This window comes from Burkholderia sola (genome assembly GCF_905400185.1).
Lineage (GTDB): Bacteria > Pseudomonadota > Gammaproteobacteria > Burkholderiales > Burkholderiaceae > Burkholderia > Burkholderia sola.
On record NZ_FR989677.1, the window covers coordinates 449,150 to 463,541 of the forward strand.

General features: G+C 65.0%; 16 protein-coding genes. 6 read left to right on the forward strand and 10 right to left on the reverse strand.

The window, feature by feature from the left end; all coding sequences use genetic code 11:
- Nucleotides 1-37: 37 nt before the first annotated feature.
- Nucleotides 38-955, reverse strand: coding sequence for a LysR family transcriptional regulator (locus KR541_RS32070; RefSeq protein WP_089490058.1), 918 nt, complete (start codon nt 953-955; stop codon nt 38-40).
- Nucleotides 956-1,094: 139 nt separating this feature from the next.
- On the opposite strand from KR541_RS32070, the gene KR541_RS32075 reads away from it, so the two are divergent.
- Nucleotides 1,095-1,859 carry an SDR family NAD(P)-dependent oxidoreductase gene (locus KR541_RS32075; RefSeq protein WP_089490057.1) on the forward strand — a complete coding sequence of 255 codons (765 nt, stop codon included), beginning with the start codon at nt 1,095-1,097 and terminating at the stop codon, nt 1,857-1,859.
- Between the two features lie 154 nt (nt 1,860-2,013).
- Here KR541_RS32075 and KR541_RS32080 read toward each other — a convergent pair whose 3' ends face one another.
- Nucleotides 2,014-2,946: a LysR family transcriptional regulator gene (locus KR541_RS32080; protein WP_216090218.1), complete on the reverse strand. Its 933-nt coding sequence runs from the start codon at nt 2,944-2,946 to the stop codon at nt 2,014-2,016.
- A 210-nt stretch (nt 2,947-3,156) separates the two neighbouring features.
- On the opposite strand from KR541_RS32080, the gene KR541_RS32085 reads away from it, so the two are divergent.
- Nucleotides 3,157-4,023, forward strand: coding sequence for an NmrA family NAD(P)-binding protein (locus tag KR541_RS32085; RefSeq protein ID WP_050015391.1), 867 nt, complete (start codon nt 3,157-3,159; stop codon nt 4,021-4,023).
- A gap of 373 nt (nt 4,024-4,396) precedes the next feature.
- Here KR541_RS32085 and KR541_RS32090 read toward each other — a convergent pair whose 3' ends face one another.
- Nucleotides 4,397-4,831, reverse strand: a complete 435-nt coding sequence (locus KR541_RS32090; RefSeq protein ID WP_050015389.1) for a winged helix-turn-helix transcriptional regulator — start codon at nt 4,829-4,831, stop codon at nt 4,397-4,399.
- A gap of 109 nt (nt 4,832-4,940) precedes the next feature.
- On the opposite strand from KR541_RS32090, the gene KR541_RS32095 reads away from it, so the two are divergent.
- Complete coding sequence (locus KR541_RS32095) at nt 4,941-5,558, forward strand: FMN-dependent NADH-azoreductase (protein ID WP_176015903.1); 618 nt, start codon at nt 4,941-4,943, stop codon at nt 5,556-5,558.
- A complete protein-coding gene (locus tag KR541_RS32100) occupies nt 5,555-5,812 on the forward strand; it encodes a thioredoxin domain-containing protein (protein WP_204384786.1) in 258 nt (85 codons plus the stop codon). Before KR541_RS32095 ends, KR541_RS32100 begins: the two co-directional genes overlap by 4 nt.
- A gap of 207 nt (nt 5,813-6,019) precedes the next feature.
- Here KR541_RS32100 and KR541_RS32105 read toward each other — a convergent pair whose 3' ends face one another.
- From KR541_RS32105 to KR541_RS32130, 6 genes are all read right to left on the reverse strand, one after another.
- Complete coding sequence (locus KR541_RS32105) at nt 6,020-7,252, reverse strand: MFS transporter (protein WP_050015386.1); 1,233 nt, start codon at nt 7,250-7,252, stop codon at nt 6,020-6,022.
- A 173-nt stretch (nt 7,253-7,425) separates the two neighbouring features.
- On the reverse strand, nt 7,426-8,259 hold the full coding sequence (aroE, locus tag KR541_RS32110) for a shikimate dehydrogenase (protein ID WP_050015384.1): 834 nt from the start codon (nt 8,257-8,259) through the stop codon (nt 7,426-7,428).
- Nucleotides 8,256-9,479 (reverse strand): CaiB/BaiF CoA transferase family protein, encoded by a 1,224-nt coding sequence (locus KR541_RS32115; protein ID WP_050015382.1) that lies wholly within the window; start codon nt 9,477-9,479, stop codon nt 8,256-8,258. Before KR541_RS32115 ends, aroE begins: the two co-directional genes overlap by 4 nt.
- The gene (locus KR541_RS32120) at nt 9,479-9,937 is read right to left on the reverse strand and encodes a MaoC family dehydratase (protein ID WP_124592795.1); all 459 of its coding nucleotides are present in this window, start codon (nt 9,935-9,937) and stop codon (nt 9,479-9,481) included. The genes KR541_RS32115 and KR541_RS32120 overlap by 1 nt, the downstream gene beginning before the upstream one ends.
- Nucleotides 9,938-9,939: 2 nt before the next feature.
- Nucleotides 9,940-10,332: a VOC family protein gene (locus KR541_RS32125; RefSeq protein ID WP_050015379.1), complete on the reverse strand. Its 393-nt coding sequence runs from the start codon at nt 10,330-10,332 to the stop codon at nt 9,940-9,942.
- Nucleotides 10,329-11,279, reverse strand: coding sequence for a ketopantoate reductase family protein (locus KR541_RS32130; RefSeq protein WP_050015377.1), 951 nt, complete (start codon nt 11,277-11,279; stop codon nt 10,329-10,331). Before KR541_RS32130 ends, KR541_RS32125 begins: the two co-directional genes overlap by 4 nt.
- Nucleotides 11,280-11,360: 81 nt before the next feature.
- Between KR541_RS32130 and KR541_RS32135 the strand changes: the two genes are divergently transcribed.
- Complete coding sequence (locus KR541_RS32135) at nt 11,361-12,281, forward strand: LysR family transcriptional regulator (protein ID WP_089490055.1); 921 nt, start codon at nt 11,361-11,363, stop codon at nt 12,279-12,281.
- A gap of 128 nt (nt 12,282-12,409) precedes the next feature.
- Here the strand turns inward: KR541_RS32135 and KR541_RS32140 are convergent, their stop codons facing one another.
- On the reverse strand, nt 12,410-12,991 hold the full coding sequence (locus KR541_RS32140; protein ID WP_179233191.1) for a TetR/AcrR family transcriptional regulator: 582 nt from the start codon (nt 12,989-12,991) through the stop codon (nt 12,410-12,412).
- Between the two features lie 255 nt (nt 12,992-13,246).
- Between KR541_RS32140 and KR541_RS32145 the strand changes: the two genes are divergently transcribed.
- Nucleotides 13,247-14,350: an alpha/beta fold hydrolase gene (locus KR541_RS32145; protein WP_089490181.1), complete on the forward strand. Its 1,104-nt coding sequence runs from the start codon at nt 13,247-13,249 to the stop codon at nt 14,348-14,350.
- The last annotated feature ends 42 nt before the right edge of the window (nt 14,351-14,392 follow it).

The window sequence follows — 14,392 nt, forward strand, 5'->3', positions numbered from 1 at the left end:
GGGGCAGCGGTGCTCGACTCGACCACCCACCAGCACGTCACTTTGGCCATCGCCACACGGGATTGCCGAGATGTTCGGCGAAGTAGTCGGACAATGCCGTCACCTTGGCCGGTCGCGCCCGTGCCGACGGCGTAACGAAATAAAGACCGCCCTTCGTCAGCGACCAGTCGGTGAGGATCGCTTCGAGACGGCCATCGGCCAGATATTCGTACGCAATGAACTCCGGCAACTCGGCGATAGCAAGACCATCGAGCAGCGTCGGCAACAGCGCATCGGCGTTGGTCACGCGTAGCGGGCCCGTCGGCATCACCGATTCCTCGTCGCCCGCGTCGTTCGTGAAGCGCCATACGGCACTGCGCGCGCGATACGCGTACGACAGGCACGGGCGATCCGCCAGCTCGCTCGGATGCGTGGGTCGCCCTTCGCGCCGCAAATATTCCGGCGACGCCACCACGAATTGGGTGACCGCGCACAGCCGACGCGCGACCAGCGACGAATCCGGCAGCGCGGCGATGCGCAACGCGGCGTCGAATCCATCGGCAATCAGATCGACCGACGCATCCGATAAATGCAGGTCGATCGATACCGCCGGATACGCGCGAAAGAAGCCCGGCAGCAGCGGCGCGACCCAGCGCAGCCCGAACGACATCGGCACGGCCAGACGCACCAGTCCGCGCGGCTGCACCGACATTTCGCGCGCCGAGCTTTCCGCCTCCTCCGCCTGGCGGTAGATCTCGCCGGCTTGCTCGCTGATCGTCCGGCCGAACTCGGTCAGCGACAGCTGGCGCGACGTGCGGTTGAACAGCCGCGCACCGAGCCGGTCCTCCAGACGCGCCACACCGCGCGAGACAGTGGCGACCGACACGCCGGTCGCGCGCGCCGCGGCGGCGAACGATCCGTGCTCCGCCACCTTCGCGAACATCGCGAGCCCTTCGAAATCAGGTAGCTGCGCCATTTCTCCTCATCTTTGCATTTATGCAACGTTTGTTTGCGATTGATTCTATTTCGAAAAGATTGGGCCGTCGATATTCTCTTCACATCGCAGCACGTCACACCCAACCGAAACACATTGATCGAACGAAAGGAGCAATACCATGGCACGCAAACTCGACAACAAGATCGCACTCGTCACCGGCGCAACCAGCGGCATCGGCCTGGCCACCGCCCAACGCTTCGCGGCTGACGGTGCGCACGTCTATCTCACGGGCCGCCGGCAGGCCGAACTCGATGCCGCCGTGGAAGGGATTCGCGCAGCCGGCGGCAACGCGACCGGCGTGCGTTCGGATTCCACGAAGCTCGATGAACTCGACGCGCTGTATGCGCAAATCAAGGAAGAACAGGGGCGCCTGGACGTGCTGTTCGTGAACGCCGGCGGCGGTTCGATGCTGCCGCTGGGCAGCATCACCGAAGCGCACTACGACGAAACCTTCGATCGCAACGTGAAGGCCGTGCTGTTCACCGTGCAGAAGGCGCTGCCGCTGCTCGCCGATGGCGCATCGGTGATTCTGACCGGCTCGACGGCGGGTAGTGCGGGCACCGCTGCGTTCAGCGTGTACTCGGCGTCGAAGGCGGCCGTGCGTGCGTTCGCGCGCAGCTGGATTCTCGACCTCAAGGACCGCCGCATCCGCGTGAACACGATCAGCCCGGGCGCGACCCGCACGCCCGGCCTGCTGGATCTCGCCGGTGACGATGCGGCTCAGCGGCAGGGGCTTGCCGATTATCTGGCGGCGCAGATTCCGATGGGGCGACTCGGCGAGCCGGGCGAGATCGCCAGCGCGGCGCTGTTCCTGGCGTCGGACGACGCGAGCTTCGTGAACGGCATCGAATTGTTCGTCGATGGCGGCCAGCAGCAGATTTGAGTGGGACTGATCGACGCGACGGGGTGCAGGCGGTCGCGTCGATCGTCTTTATCGAGGTAAGCAATCACGATATCGACGCCCCCGTCGCATTCAATTGCCGGATACCTGCCCGGCATCCTGTCGAAGCTCGCTAACGGGTTCCGCCGGAACAGCACTAACGGGCGCCGACGCCGCCGTGAATGCCCGTCAGTTCGACCATGAAATCCAGGAACGCGCGAGTCTTCGCCGGCACGTGATGCCGGGATGGGTAGTACGCGTATAACGGGTACCGCTCGTCGGCCCATTCGGGAAAAAGATTGATCAACCGGCCGTCGGCGATCAGCGGCTCGGCGCCGAGCAGCAACATCTGCGCAATGCCGGAACCGGCGAGGCATGCGTTGAGCAGCGCGCCGGGATCGTTGACCGTCAGGCGTCCGCGGGTGTCGACCACGATGCGTTTGCGCTGGCGATGGAATTCCCACGCGAACGGCCTGCCTGTCTCCGGATTGCGGAATTCCAGGCAGCGGTGGCTGCGGTTTTCGAGGTCCTGGGGTTTGGCCGGTCGTCCCCGGCGTGCGATGTACGAGGGCGCCGCGACCGTCACGACGCCGGTATCGAGCAGCTTTCTCGCGATCAGGCTGGATGGCCGCGGTTCGCCGAATCGCACGGCGAGGTCGAAGCCGTCCATGACGAGGTCGCCCAGGCTGTCGCGCGCGATGAGCTCGATTTCGAGCTCGGGATGCGCGTCCATGAACGCATCGAGCCGTGGCCCGAGAATGGCCCGGTAGACGACCGGATCCAGATTGATTCGCAGCCTTCCGCGCACCGCGGAGACGCTGCCCGCCGCTGCTGCCGCGGCTTCCTCCAGCCCGGCGAGATGGGGCATGACCTGTTCGTAAAAGCGGCGGCCCTCTTCGGTCAGCGACACCGACCGCGTCGTTCGGTTGAACAGCCGGATGTTCAGCCTTCTCTCCAGCCGCGCAATCGCTCGACTGACGCCCGGCGGCGTCATGCCGATGACGTCGGCGGCGGCCGAAAACGTCCCCGCATCGACCACGGCAGCGAACACGCTGATGCTGCCGGACAGTTTCTCGCTACTGGATCTCATGGTTGTTCGACTGAGTACGGTTGGCCGATCGCGCGCGACCCACTGAAGGCCGACACGCCAACGCCGCACAGCGTAGCCATGCCGGGCGTCGGTGTCGATCATGCCGAATTGATGACCTGTTGTCACTTATCTGATGCCATCCATGTCATTTTGTTTTGGTCGGCGTTTGTCCAGAATGCGACCCACGTATTCGCACATGGAGAACGAGCAATGTATGCAATCACTGGAATCACCGGTCAGGTCGGTGGCGCACTGGCGCGCGAACTGCTGGCCTCGGGCGACGCGGTGCGCGCGGTCGTACGCGACACGACGCGGGCAGCGGCATGGGCGGCGCGCGGGTGCGAGGTCGCGACCGCGTTCATGGAAGACCCTTCGTCGCTCGCCGCCGCATTCACCGGCGCGAGGGGCGTGTTCATCCTGCTGCCGCCGGTGTTCGATCCGGCGCCCGGGTTTCCCGAAGCGCGGAAGGTGATCGAAGCCGTATCCGCCGCGCTGCTGAAGGCGCGCCCCGAAAAGGTCGTTTGCCTGTCGACGATCGGCGCGCAGGCCGACGAGACCAATCTGCTCACGCAACTCACGCTGATGGAGCAGGCGCTGCGCGAGATGCCGATGCCGGTGACGTTCCTGCGGCCCGGCTGGTTCATCGAGAACGCCGCGTGGGACGTTGCCTCCGCGCGCGACGGGGGCGTCGTCGCCAGTTATCTGCAGCCGCTCGACAAGCCCGTGCCGATGGTCGCCACCGCGGACGTGGGCCGCGTCGCGGCGGAATTGCTTCGGCAGACGTGGAGCGGGGTGCGTGTCGTCGAGCTCGAAGGCTCGCGCCGGGTGAGCCCCAACGATCTCGCGCTGGCCTTCGCTCGCGTTCTGGGCCGGGACGTGCGAGCGGAAGCCGTCGACAGGCGAACGTGGGACGCGTTGTTTCGCGCGCAGGGCATGAAGCATCCGCGCCCGCGCACGCGCATGCTGGACGGCTTCAACGAAGGCTGGATCGATTTCGAAAGCGGTCCTGACGAAATCTTGCGAGGCCATGTCGCGCTGGACACGGTGCTGGGCGAGTTGGTGTCGCGTGCGGTCTGATTGAGTGCGGTGGCGGGGCGTGGCGTGCTTGCGCTACGCCCGCCCATGCATCGGATTTCCGGTCAGGCAGATAGTGGCTTCCATGCCGAAGGGGGGGGGGTAAATGTCGCTATTGACGTCATTGATGACTATGGCGAACGGCCTCGTCCGGAGTCTGGACTGCGCAGCATTTCGGGCATCCGCCGGTGTCTCCTGCGGCTCAGCCCGATGGAGGCCAATCGGATGACATTTTCGCCGGAACTTCACCTGCTGGATAGATCGGAAAATGCAGCGCTTTCGCACCCCAAGAAAGATCCGCGTCGGGACAGGTCCCGACGCGAGCCGGCACTTGGATTTCGCCGCTGTGTTTGCACAAGCCACGGCCTCGATCCGTTTATCGACGCTGGTAGACAACGCCCTGAATCAAGACCTGATCCGGCTCCGGCTCCTCGTCAAAACGTTTATGCGCTTCGGCAATGGCGACTTGATTCTCGTTCGCCCAGTTGACCAACGCCATGACAGGCTTCAACAGCGTTCTTCCCATGTCAGTGAGTTGGTAATCGACGCGAGGAGGAATCGTTGGATACATCGTTCGCGTTACCAGTCCGTCGCGTTCCAGTCCGCGCAAGGTCAGTGTCAGCATCCGCTGCGAAATGCCGTCGATGCCGCGCTTCAATTCGTTGAAGCGCCGCGAGCCATTGGCCAGCATGGCGACAATGTAGAGGCTCCACTTGTCGCCGATGCGATCCAGGATTTCACGAGTTGCCAGGCAGCCGCCAGCGTCAGGTGCAGGCATATCGGCAGGTAGTTCGGAGTGACTAAGTGACATGCGTGTGCCTTCTTGTGGGAAAACGGCAGGAACCATACCATCCTTTGTATGAATTGGTAAGTAAGGATCGATATCTTACTTAGTTCTCTTTTTATACCTTGGAGCCGCCGTGAGCCACACCCTACTTGTCACGTCCAGCCCGCGCGGGGCTGACAGCCTTTCCACCCGATTTGCCACCGAAATCGCAGAGGGCATCCAGGCGCGCGCGGGCGGCCCGCTGACCGTGCGTGACCTTGCCGCGAATCCTCCGCCCCATATCGCACCGGCCTACATCCAGGGCCGGATCACGTCGCCCGAAGATCGCACGCCGGAACAGGTCGAGGCGGTGAAGGTCGCGCAAGAGTTGGTCGATGAGTTGAAGGTCGCCGATGTGATCGTGCTCGGTTCGGGCATGATCAACTTCAGTCTGTCCTCGCAGCTAAAGGCGTGGTTCGATCACGTCACCTGGCCGGGCGTCACCTTCAGTTACGGCGATACTGGGCCGAAGGGACTGCTGACTGGCAAGAAAGTCTATCTCCTTGCCGCTGCCGGTGGCGTGTTCTCGGAAGGTGCCTGGGCGCCGTTCGACTTCCAGACCAGCTATTTGCTGCATCTGCTCGGTTTCATCGGCCTGACCGACGTTGAAGTGGTGCGTGTCGAAGGCACGGTTTTCGGCCCCGATGCGGCGAAGGCCGCAATCGCCCACACCGAAACGGCTATCAAAGCCTTGTTGGCGAAGGCTGCGTGACGCTGGCTGACATTGCCGCCGACTACGGTTTTAACCGCGATCAGGCGCGTGCCATCGCTCTTGATCCTGAACGGCACCATCGCGTCGAAGCGGAAGCGTTCAAGTCGGCCAATGCCGGTGTGCGTTCGGTTCCTCATTTTGTCTTTGGGGAAAGCATTGCCATCAATGAGGGGCGCAGCGAAGACGAGATTGCTGGCAATACAAGCAGCTTCCGGCGCGATCGCTCTCTGACGCGGCTTCCTCAAATCCAATGACTCGGAAGTCGGCGTACGCCCGATAAGGTTCTGCGGAGGTGTCGACCGTGTTGGCCGATGCCCGACCAAAAGACCGGCCGTCGGATGACCGAAGTACTTCAAGAAGCGACGAAGGGACCGTGATCTTACGACCGATCGCAATGGGTCGACAGCTGACGACGCGCTGAAAACCCATACCGCCTTCTCCCACCGATTTCCCGCCGCAACTCACCGACCATTCCCCGCCCGCGCGGGAACGACTGCCACCCCCAAATTCGCGCCACCCATTCTCGGCAACCACGCAAACGCAATCGTAACCAGCGTGACGCCCACGCCAAGCATCGGCACCACCATCGGCCACGCGCCGGACGGATAGCGCGGATCGGTGAAAGCCGCCGCCGTCTGCCCCACGCTGAAAGCGAAGAACATCATGATGAAGCCGGACCACGAGACCGCGCGGCCGGCAAGATGAGGCAGCCCGCTGACCGCGCCTGCCTGCCCGCACGGCTGATGGATCCCGTGGCCGAGGCAATACACGCCATGCCCGACGAGCAGCGGCCAGATGCTGCCGGGAAGCAGCGCGCACCCCAATGCCTGGATCACGGCACCGGAGAGGCTCAACGTCGCCCCTTGGCGTACCGTTCGCAGCATGCTTTGACGTCGCAGCAACTGCCGGCAGCCAAAGGTACTCAGCACATAGACGAGCGTCCCGCTCGCGGGGATCCAGCCGTATCGCTGCGGCGAGATGCCGAACTGCCGGATGTAGATCGTCGGAGAAAGCAGCAGAAAACAGAACATGCCGGTGTACGTCGACGCGGCCAGCAGCGTCCATACCCTGAACGGGGCATTGCCGAATATCTCGCGCACGTCCCCGGTCGAGTTCCTACGCGGCGCGATTCTGGCGGCGCTTTCCTCGAAGCCGTACCAGCACATGACGAGCAAGCCGAACGCATACAGGCTCATCCCCGCGAGTACCCATCGCCAGCCGGCGTGCTGCGTGACATACGCACCGACAAGCGGGGCGAGGAACGCCATCATTCCCATTCCCATGAAACCGCGCGCCATCACGTACGGGCCGTCGCCCGCCGAATACCGGTCGCGCACCGTCGCACGGGCGCATACCAGGATCGCGGCCATGGCAAAGCCCTGCATCGCACGCGCGGCCACCAGCATCGCGGCGGTCGACGCGATCGCCGCCGCCAATGCACTCAGCGCATAGAGCGCAAGGCCGGTCAGCAAGACGGGACGACGGCCGAATCGGTCGGAAAGACTGCCCATCGGCAACTGTCCGATACCGAATATCAGTGCGAAAACCGTGAGGCTGACGCTGGCGGAGCCCAGCGTCGCGGCGATTTCGGGCAGTGCCGGCAGGTAACTGTCGGTCGCCACCGGCTGGGCCGCCAGCAGCAGCGGCAACATGAGCGCGAAGTTCAGGCGAGCGGGGCGCGTGGTGTCCGGCATGACGGTGTTCGGCACGGTCTCGGGCGTGGGAGGAGGGCCGCGGCAAGGCAGCGTTGCTCGGTGCAGCGCGTTCGTATGGACGCGCCGAGTCTACCCGATCGCGCCTGCCGCCTCTGTCGCGATCGATGGCATCGCGCATCGGGATCGCCTGCATGCCGATCCCCATCGCGTGTTCAGTCGAACGGCACGGCCAGCCGATCGATCACCGAACTGGTCGCGGGGCGCACACCGCGCCACCATGCGAACGCCTCGGCCGCCTGCTCGACCAGCATGCCGACGCCATCCGCGATCCCGTGCACGCCGGCATTTTTCGCGAGCCGGAGAAACGGCGTGAGTCGCTTGCCATAGGCGAGCTCGTAAGCAGTTCCCTTCGGACTGAACACGCTCGGCGGGACAGGCGGCAGGTCGCCGGTCAAACTGGCCGACGTCGCGTTGACGACCAGGTCGAAACGTCCCATCCGCGCGAGGTCCGCGTAGCTGCCGGCCACGAGCGGGCCGCGCCCGGCGACCTGCGCGGCCAGTGCGCGCGCCTTGTCGACGTCGCGATTCGCGATCACGAGTTCCGCCGGGCCGGCTTCGAGGAACGGCAACAGCGCGCCGCGTGCCGCGCCGCCCGCACCGAGCACCAGCACACGCTTGCCGGCCATCGGCAGATGGAGGTTCGCCTCGATATCGCGAACCAGCCCGATGCCGTCGAAGTTGTCCGCCAGGATGCGGCCGCCGTCGAACTTGAGTGCGTTGGCCGCGCCCGCGAGTTGCGCACGCTCGCTGCGTTCATCCGACATCGCGAACGCGTCGAGCTTGAACGGCGCGGTGACGTTGATGCCCTTGCCGCCGCCATCGAAAAACGCGCGCACCGCGGCAGCGAAAGCGCCTGCCGGCTCGAGCGGGCCCTCGATCGCCGTATAGCGGAGGTCCTGCTTCGTCTCTTGCGCGAAGAGGCCGTGAATCAGCGGGGATTTCGTATGTCCGATCGGATTGCCGATCACCGCGTATTGATCAGTCATCGTTGGCTCGCTTTCGAGTAGAGGACACCGTCGGCCTGCATCGCATCGATTTCGGCCGAATCGAACCCGAGAGAACGGGCGACTTCCGCGTTGTGCTGCCCGAGATCGGGCGCGACGTCGCGAATCGTCGTATCGCAATCGGAGAACCGGAACGGCAGGTTGGGCAGGCGCAGCGTGCCGTAGCGCGGATGCTGCTGCTCGACGACCATGCCTCTGGCCTGGATCTGCGGATCGTTCAACACTTCGTCGATGCGCTGCACCTTCGCGCACGGAACGTCGATGCCGTCCAGCAGGTCCAGTACCGACGCGACGGAACGCGCGGCCACCCACGGCTCGACCACCGACAGAATCTCCGTACGGTGCGCGTTGCGTCCGGTGCTGTCGTGAAACCGCGTGTCGGCGCCGAAACCCGCCGGGCCACCGTGTGCCGCGATCAGCGCGGCGAAGCGCTTCCACGCGTCGTCCACCTGCGCGGCGATCACAAGATCGCCGTCCGCGGCGCGGAACACGCCATAGAGCGTCGACGTCGGCATGTCGTGCCCGGTCTGCTCGGGCAGCACGCCCTTCAGCGTGTAGCACTGCACCGCGTATTCGTGCATCGATACCAGCGTGTCGTACAGCGCCATGTCGACGTGCTGCCCGCGACCGCTCTTCACGCGTCCCAGCAGCGCGGCGTTGATCGCCGCGACCGCATGAATGCCCGTGTACATGTCGCCGAGCGAAATGCGCAGCAGCGGCGGGCGCTCGCCCGGCGTGCCGACCATCTGCATGATCCCGCTCTTCGCTTCGGCGATCAGCCCGAAACCTGCGCGATGCGCATCGGGGCCGGTGTGACCGTACGCCGAAATCGAGCAATAGACGAGGCCCGGATTGCGCGCCGACAGTGCTTCATAGCCGAGCCCGAGCTTGTCCAGTGCGCCCGGCCGATAGTTCTCGATGAAGACGTCGGCGGAGTCGCACAGCCGCTGCATGAACGCCTTGCCGCGCGGGTCCTTCATGTTGACGCTCACGCCGCGCTTGCCCATGTTGAGCTGCAGGAAATAGCCGCTTTGCTGGTCGTCGAGCACGGTCGCGTGCTGGCGTCCGGCGTCGCCGGCGCCGGGACGCTCGACCTTGATGACTTCGGCGCCGAGCGCCGCGAGACAGCGCCCGACATACGGGCCGGCGAGGAAATGGCTGTAGTCGACGACGCGAATGCCTTCGAGGGGACGAGCCTGCATCACAGTGCCTCCGGACGGCGCGGCACCATCAGTCGATGTTCGCCGCGTTGAACGACCTGCCCGTCCTGATTGATCAGTTCCGACGGCAGCACGACGATGCCCCAGTCCGGACGGCTCTTGCTGGCCCGCATCGACCCGACGCGGAACGTCACGTGCAGCACGTCGCCGACCTTGATCGGCAGCAGGAAATCCCAGGTCCAGCCGAGCGACATGCCCGGCAGGAAGCGATAGTCGCTCTGCGTCTTCAGGCCGTCGGCCACGGACAGGCCGAACAGCCCGTGCGCGACGAGGCAGCCGAAATGGCTGGCGTTCGCGTATGCCTCGTCCACGTGAACGGGCGTGTGGTCGCCGGTGAGGTCGGCATACGCGAGAATGCGCTCCTTGGTCACGACGTAGGTCGGGCTCATGCAGGTGTCGCCTTCGCGGGCGTCGTCCCAGTATTTCTCGACGATGGTCATGGTCATGCCTCCGCGCGCGGGTTGATCGCCAGCGCCTGCGCAACGCAGGAAGCCGGCCGCGCCTGAATCAGTTCGACGGCGAGCCCGTCGGGCAGGCGAATCCAGTTGCGCCCCTGCGGCATCTCGGTCACGTCGAATCGCTGCGCCGCGGCCAGCGCGGCCTCCAGGTCCTCGCACATCACGCCGAGATGGGCGAGCCGGCCTTCCGGGCCGTCATGTTCCGGCGCGTGGATGAACTGCAGGCCGCCGAGCGTCCAGTACTGCCGCGGTGCGTCGAGCGTGCCGTCCACTTCGCGCAGCGTCATGCCGAGCACGTCCTCGAAGAAACGGATGTGCCAGTGGATGTCCTTCACCCAGATCGCAACGTGTTCGAGATAGGCTTTCGTGGCGCTCATGCGGCTGCCTCCTCGCGTTGGCGATCGGCCATCGCGCGCTCCAATCCCTTGATGCAGGCGACGAGCGTGGCATTGACCGGCGTCGGCACGCCGTGGCGCTGCCCGGCACGCACGACCGAACCGTTGATGAAGTCGATCTCGGTGATCGAGCCTTTCTCCAGGCTTTGCAGCATCGACGTCTTGAAAGCGGCCGGCAGGCCCTCGGCGGCGAGCGTCCATGCCTGTTCGGGATCGGTCATCGACAGTTTCACGCCGGCCGCCTGCGCCGCCGCGATTGCCTCGGCGACCGCCGCGAGCGACGTCGCCTTCAGCAGCGGCTCGTCGTAGAGCTGCCCGTAGGTGAGGCCGGTCAGGCCCGTCAGCGCGCCCGTCGCGACATTCACCAGCAGCTTGTCCCACATCGTGCCGACGATGTTGTCGCTGATCGTCGTCGCGAGGCCGGCGGCATCGAACGCGGCGGCGATCGCCTGCACGCGCGGCGTGATGCGTCCGTCGAGTTCGCCGATGTACGTGTATTTGCCGATCACGCCGGATTCGATATGACCGGGCCCGCGCAGCACGCCGCCGACGTAGGTCTTGCCCGCGAGCACGCGCTCGCGGCCGACGGCGTCGCTCAGAATGTCCTCGTGGCCGAGGCCGTTCTGCAGTGACAGCACGACGCTATCGGGCCCGACCAGCGACAGGGCGCCGCGGATCGCCGCGTCGGTGTGGAACGACTTGACCAGCACCACGACCATGTCGGCCGTGCCGACTTCGGCAGCCTGTGTCGTCGCGTGCACGCGTACCTGCCGGGTGCCGCGCGCGTCGTCGACCCGCAGGCCGTCACGGCGCATCGCATCGACGTGCGCGGGCGAGCGGTCGATCAACCAGGTCTCGTGACCGCCTTCGGTGAGGGTGGCGCCGATCGCACAGCCCAGTGCGCCGGCTCCCAGAATCGCAATTTTCAATGCTGTCTCCTTGACGTATGGCCTCACGATAGGAGCCGTCGCTCATGTCGACAATGCAATGTATACAATGGCGTCATTGCCATGGACAATAATGAAACGATGCCCGCCGATCTGCCGGACCTGAAGCTGCTTCAGCTATTCGATCTCCTGTACGACGTGCGCAGCGTCACGCGCGTCGCCGAGCAACTCGGCCAGAGCCAGCCGACGGTCAGCATCTGGCTCGGGCACTTGCGGGAACATTTGCACGATCCACTCTTCATCCGCACGCCCGGCGGCATGGCGCCGACTCCTCAGGCCGACGCACTGATCGGGCCATGCCGGGAAATCCTCGAATCGCTGCGGCGCTTCACGGCGTGGGAGATCGCGTTCGACCCGGCGACCGCCCAGCGACGCTTTCGCATCTGCATGACCGACGCGAGCCACGTCACGCTGTTGCCGCGGCTGCTGGCCCATGTCCGCGCGCAGGCGCCGGGCGTCCGGCTCGAAGCCGCGCGGATCGACGGCAATACGGAGCGGGCGCTCGAATCCGGCGAAGCCGATCTCGCGATCGGCTACGTGCCGTGGCTGGGCGGTGGCATTTACCAGCAGAAGCTGTATGACCAGGACTGGATTTGTCTGGTGAATCGGCATCACCCGCGGATTCGCGGCCGGCTCGGGGTCAGGCAGTATCGGGCGGAAGGACATGTCGCCATCACGGCGGGAACCGGGGCGCAACTGCTCGAACAGGCGCTGCGGCAGGCGCGCATCGAGCGGGACGTGGTGCTGGAATTGCCGGGGTTTCTCGGGTTGGGGGCGATCGTCCAGACGACCGACCTGATCACGACGCTACCTCGTCATATCGGCGAGACGCTGGCGCAGGCCAACGATCTCGCGGTTCATGCCTGCCCGATTCCGGTCGACGGCTTCGCGGTGCGGCAGCATTGGCACGCGCGCTATCACCACGAGGCCGGCAACCGGTGGCTGCGCGGCGTCGTGATTCGATTATTCGGTCATTCGCATTGATCTGCGGTTTCGGCGTTCGCGATGGAGGCTGGAACGCACGCGGCTTTCGGGCGGTGCGGTACACGACAACGGGCAATGTCCCCGTGATGGGCGGAAGGCATGGCTCGTCACGACAACATCGGTGCGGATCACACTTCGGCAGCACCCCACCCTTGGCCGCTGACGTCTGCCAGCGCGTCGAATACAGCCGGCGAGCGTTCCAGACGCGCGATCGTGCGGGCGCCCTCCAGCGCGGCGACCAACGCGGCCGCGGCTGACGATGCGCGCGCGGCAGCAAAACCGCATCCCCTGAAATGCGCCGCAATCACCTCGGTCGAATCGGCAAACCCGCGCGCGACCCGCTCGGTCAGCTCGGCGTCGAGCGCGGGCAGTTCGTTGGCCAGGTTTTGCATGAGACACCCGTACTGGAAATCGGCGGCGACCATTTCGGCCGCAAACGTGCTGAAGAGCCGACGCACGAACTCCAGCGCATGACCGGTCGTTTCGGCCGAGATGTTCTGCAAGACGGCAATGCGATTCGTGACGTACTGATCGATTGCTTCTTCCGCAAGTTGGGCCTTGCCGCGTGGAAAGTGAAAGTAGAACGATCCCTTGGGCGCGCCGCTTTCTTCGAGGATCTGGGTCAGTCCGGTCGCGGTGTAGCCCTGGATGCGAAACAGCCGTTCGGCCGTGGCAATCGCGCGAGCGCGAGCGTCAGTCTTGCGTGTCATGCCGGAAAAGTACCACGTTCGGCTTGACCCGGCTATGTCGATCGCCATACTATGGTGATCACCATATTCCGGAGCGCCGCGATGCCCGTCGACAAGAGCAAGCCATCTGCGTCGAGACGAACCGTCCTGGCGATGGGCGCGGCCGGCCTGATTGCGGCTTTGTTTCGACCTGCCCGCGCAAACCCGACAGCAGAAGGGGATCCGACCATGCCGACCTACGCCGCAGGAACGCTTCCCGAAGGGGTGCGCTCGCGCATGATCCACGGGGTGAACGGCCTCGACGTCCATGTTCTCGAGGCCGGTCATGAAAGCGCCGGCCGGCCGCTCGCGTTGCTTTTGCACGGCTTTCCGGATCTGGCCTACGGCTGGCGACATCTGATGCCCATCCTGGCTGACGCGGGATACCACGTCGTGGCGCCCGACCAGCGGGGGTTTGGGCGCACCACCGGCTGGGTGAACGACTATGACGCCCCGCTCGCGCCGTTCAGCTTGTTGAATATGACGCGCGACGCGCTCGGATTGGTTTCTGCGTTGGGGTATCGGCAGACGTCAATGCTGGTAGGACACGACCTCGGCTCGCCCGTGGCGGCGTATTGTGCGCTGGCGCGACCTGACGTCTTTCCGTCGGTGGTGTTGATGAGCGCACCGTTCCCCGGCCCGCCGGCGCTTCCGTTCGACACGGCGCGAAGCGAGACATCGTCGGCTCAACCGAGCAGTGACGGTCGGAAACTGGCGGCGGCGCTTGCCGCGCTCGATCCGCCGAGACAGTATTACCAGCAATACCTGTGCACCCGGAACGCCAACCGGGACATGTGGCGCCCGCCCCAAGGTTTATCCGCGTTTCTTCGCGCATTCTTCCATGTCAAGAGTGCCGACTGGCCCGGAAACAAGCCGCATCCGCTCAAGGCGCTCACGGCCGCGGAGCTGGCGCAAATGCCCACGTACTACGTGATGGATCTCGGCAAGACGATGTCCGAAACCGTCGCGCCATTCCAGCCGTCCCCCGCCGAAACCCTTGCCTGCAAGTGGCTGACCGACGCGGAACTTGGCGTGTACACGACGGAGTACGGCCGCACCGGGTTTCAAGGCGCGCTTCAGGCTTATCGTGTGTTGTCCGATCCTGATCTGAACGCCGAGTTGCGCCTGTTTTCGGGCAAGACGATCGACGTCCCGTCGCTCTTCATTGGCGGCACGAGCGATTGGGGCACCTATTCGGCGCCGGGCGCGCTCGATCTGATGAGAACGAAGGCGACGACGAGCATGCGTGGCATCGAACTGATCGACGGCGCAGGCCACTGGATCCAGCAGGAGCAACCGGCCAGACTGGGCGAACGCTTGCTCGCTTTCGCGAAGGCGTGAAGGAGGGGCGCGGTGGCATAGGGCTTTTTCGCGACCGGCGGC

Bases quoted from the DNA above. Each gene is read 5' to 3' on its own strand.
- KR541_RS32125 (WP_050015379.1), bottom strand. From the start codon at position 10,332: ATGAGCGCCACGAAAGCCTATCTCGAACACGTTGCGATCTGGGTGAAG.
- KR541_RS32070 (WP_089490058.1), bottom strand. From the start codon at position 955: ATGGCGCAGCTACCTGATTTCGAAGGGCTCGCGATGTTCGCGAAGGTG.
- KR541_RS32145 (WP_089490181.1), top strand. From the start codon at position 13,247: ATGATCCACGGGGTGAACGGCCTCGACGTCCATGTTCTCGAGGCCGGT.
- KR541_RS32120 (WP_124592795.1), bottom strand. From the start codon at position 9,937: ATGACCATCGTCGAGAAATACTGGGACGACGCCCGCGAAGGCGACACC.
- KR541_RS32115 (WP_050015382.1), bottom strand. From the start codon at position 9,479: ATGCAGGCTCGTCCCCTCGAAGGCATTCGCGTCGTCGACTACAGCCAT.
- KR541_RS32075 (WP_089490057.1), top strand. From the start codon at position 1,095: ATGGCACGCAAACTCGACAACAAGATCGCACTCGTCACCGGCGCAACC.
- aroE (WP_050015384.1), bottom strand. From the start codon at position 8,259: ATGACTGATCAATACGCGGTGATCGGCAATCCGATCGGACATACGAAA.
- KR541_RS32085 (WP_050015391.1), top strand. From the start codon at position 3,157: ATGTATGCAATCACTGGAATCACCGGTCAGGTCGGTGGCGCACTGGCG.
- KR541_RS32135 (WP_089490055.1), top strand. From the start codon at position 11,361: ATGGACAATAATGAAACGATGCCCGCCGATCTGCCGGACCTGAAGCTG.
- KR541_RS32140 (WP_179233191.1), bottom strand. From the start codon at position 12,991: ATGACACGCAAGACTGACGCTCGCGCTCGCGCGATTGCCACGGCCGAA.
- KR541_RS32090 (WP_050015389.1), bottom strand. From the start codon at position 4,831: ATGTCACTTAGTCACTCCGAACTACCTGCCGATATGCCTGCACCTGAC.
- KR541_RS32105 (WP_050015386.1), bottom strand. From the start codon at position 7,252: ATGCCGGACACCACGCGCCCCGCTCGCCTGAACTTCGCGCTCATGTTG.
- KR541_RS32080 (WP_216090218.1), bottom strand. From the start codon at position 2,946: ATGAGATCCAGTAGCGAGAAACTGTCCGGCAGCATCAGCGTGTTCGCT.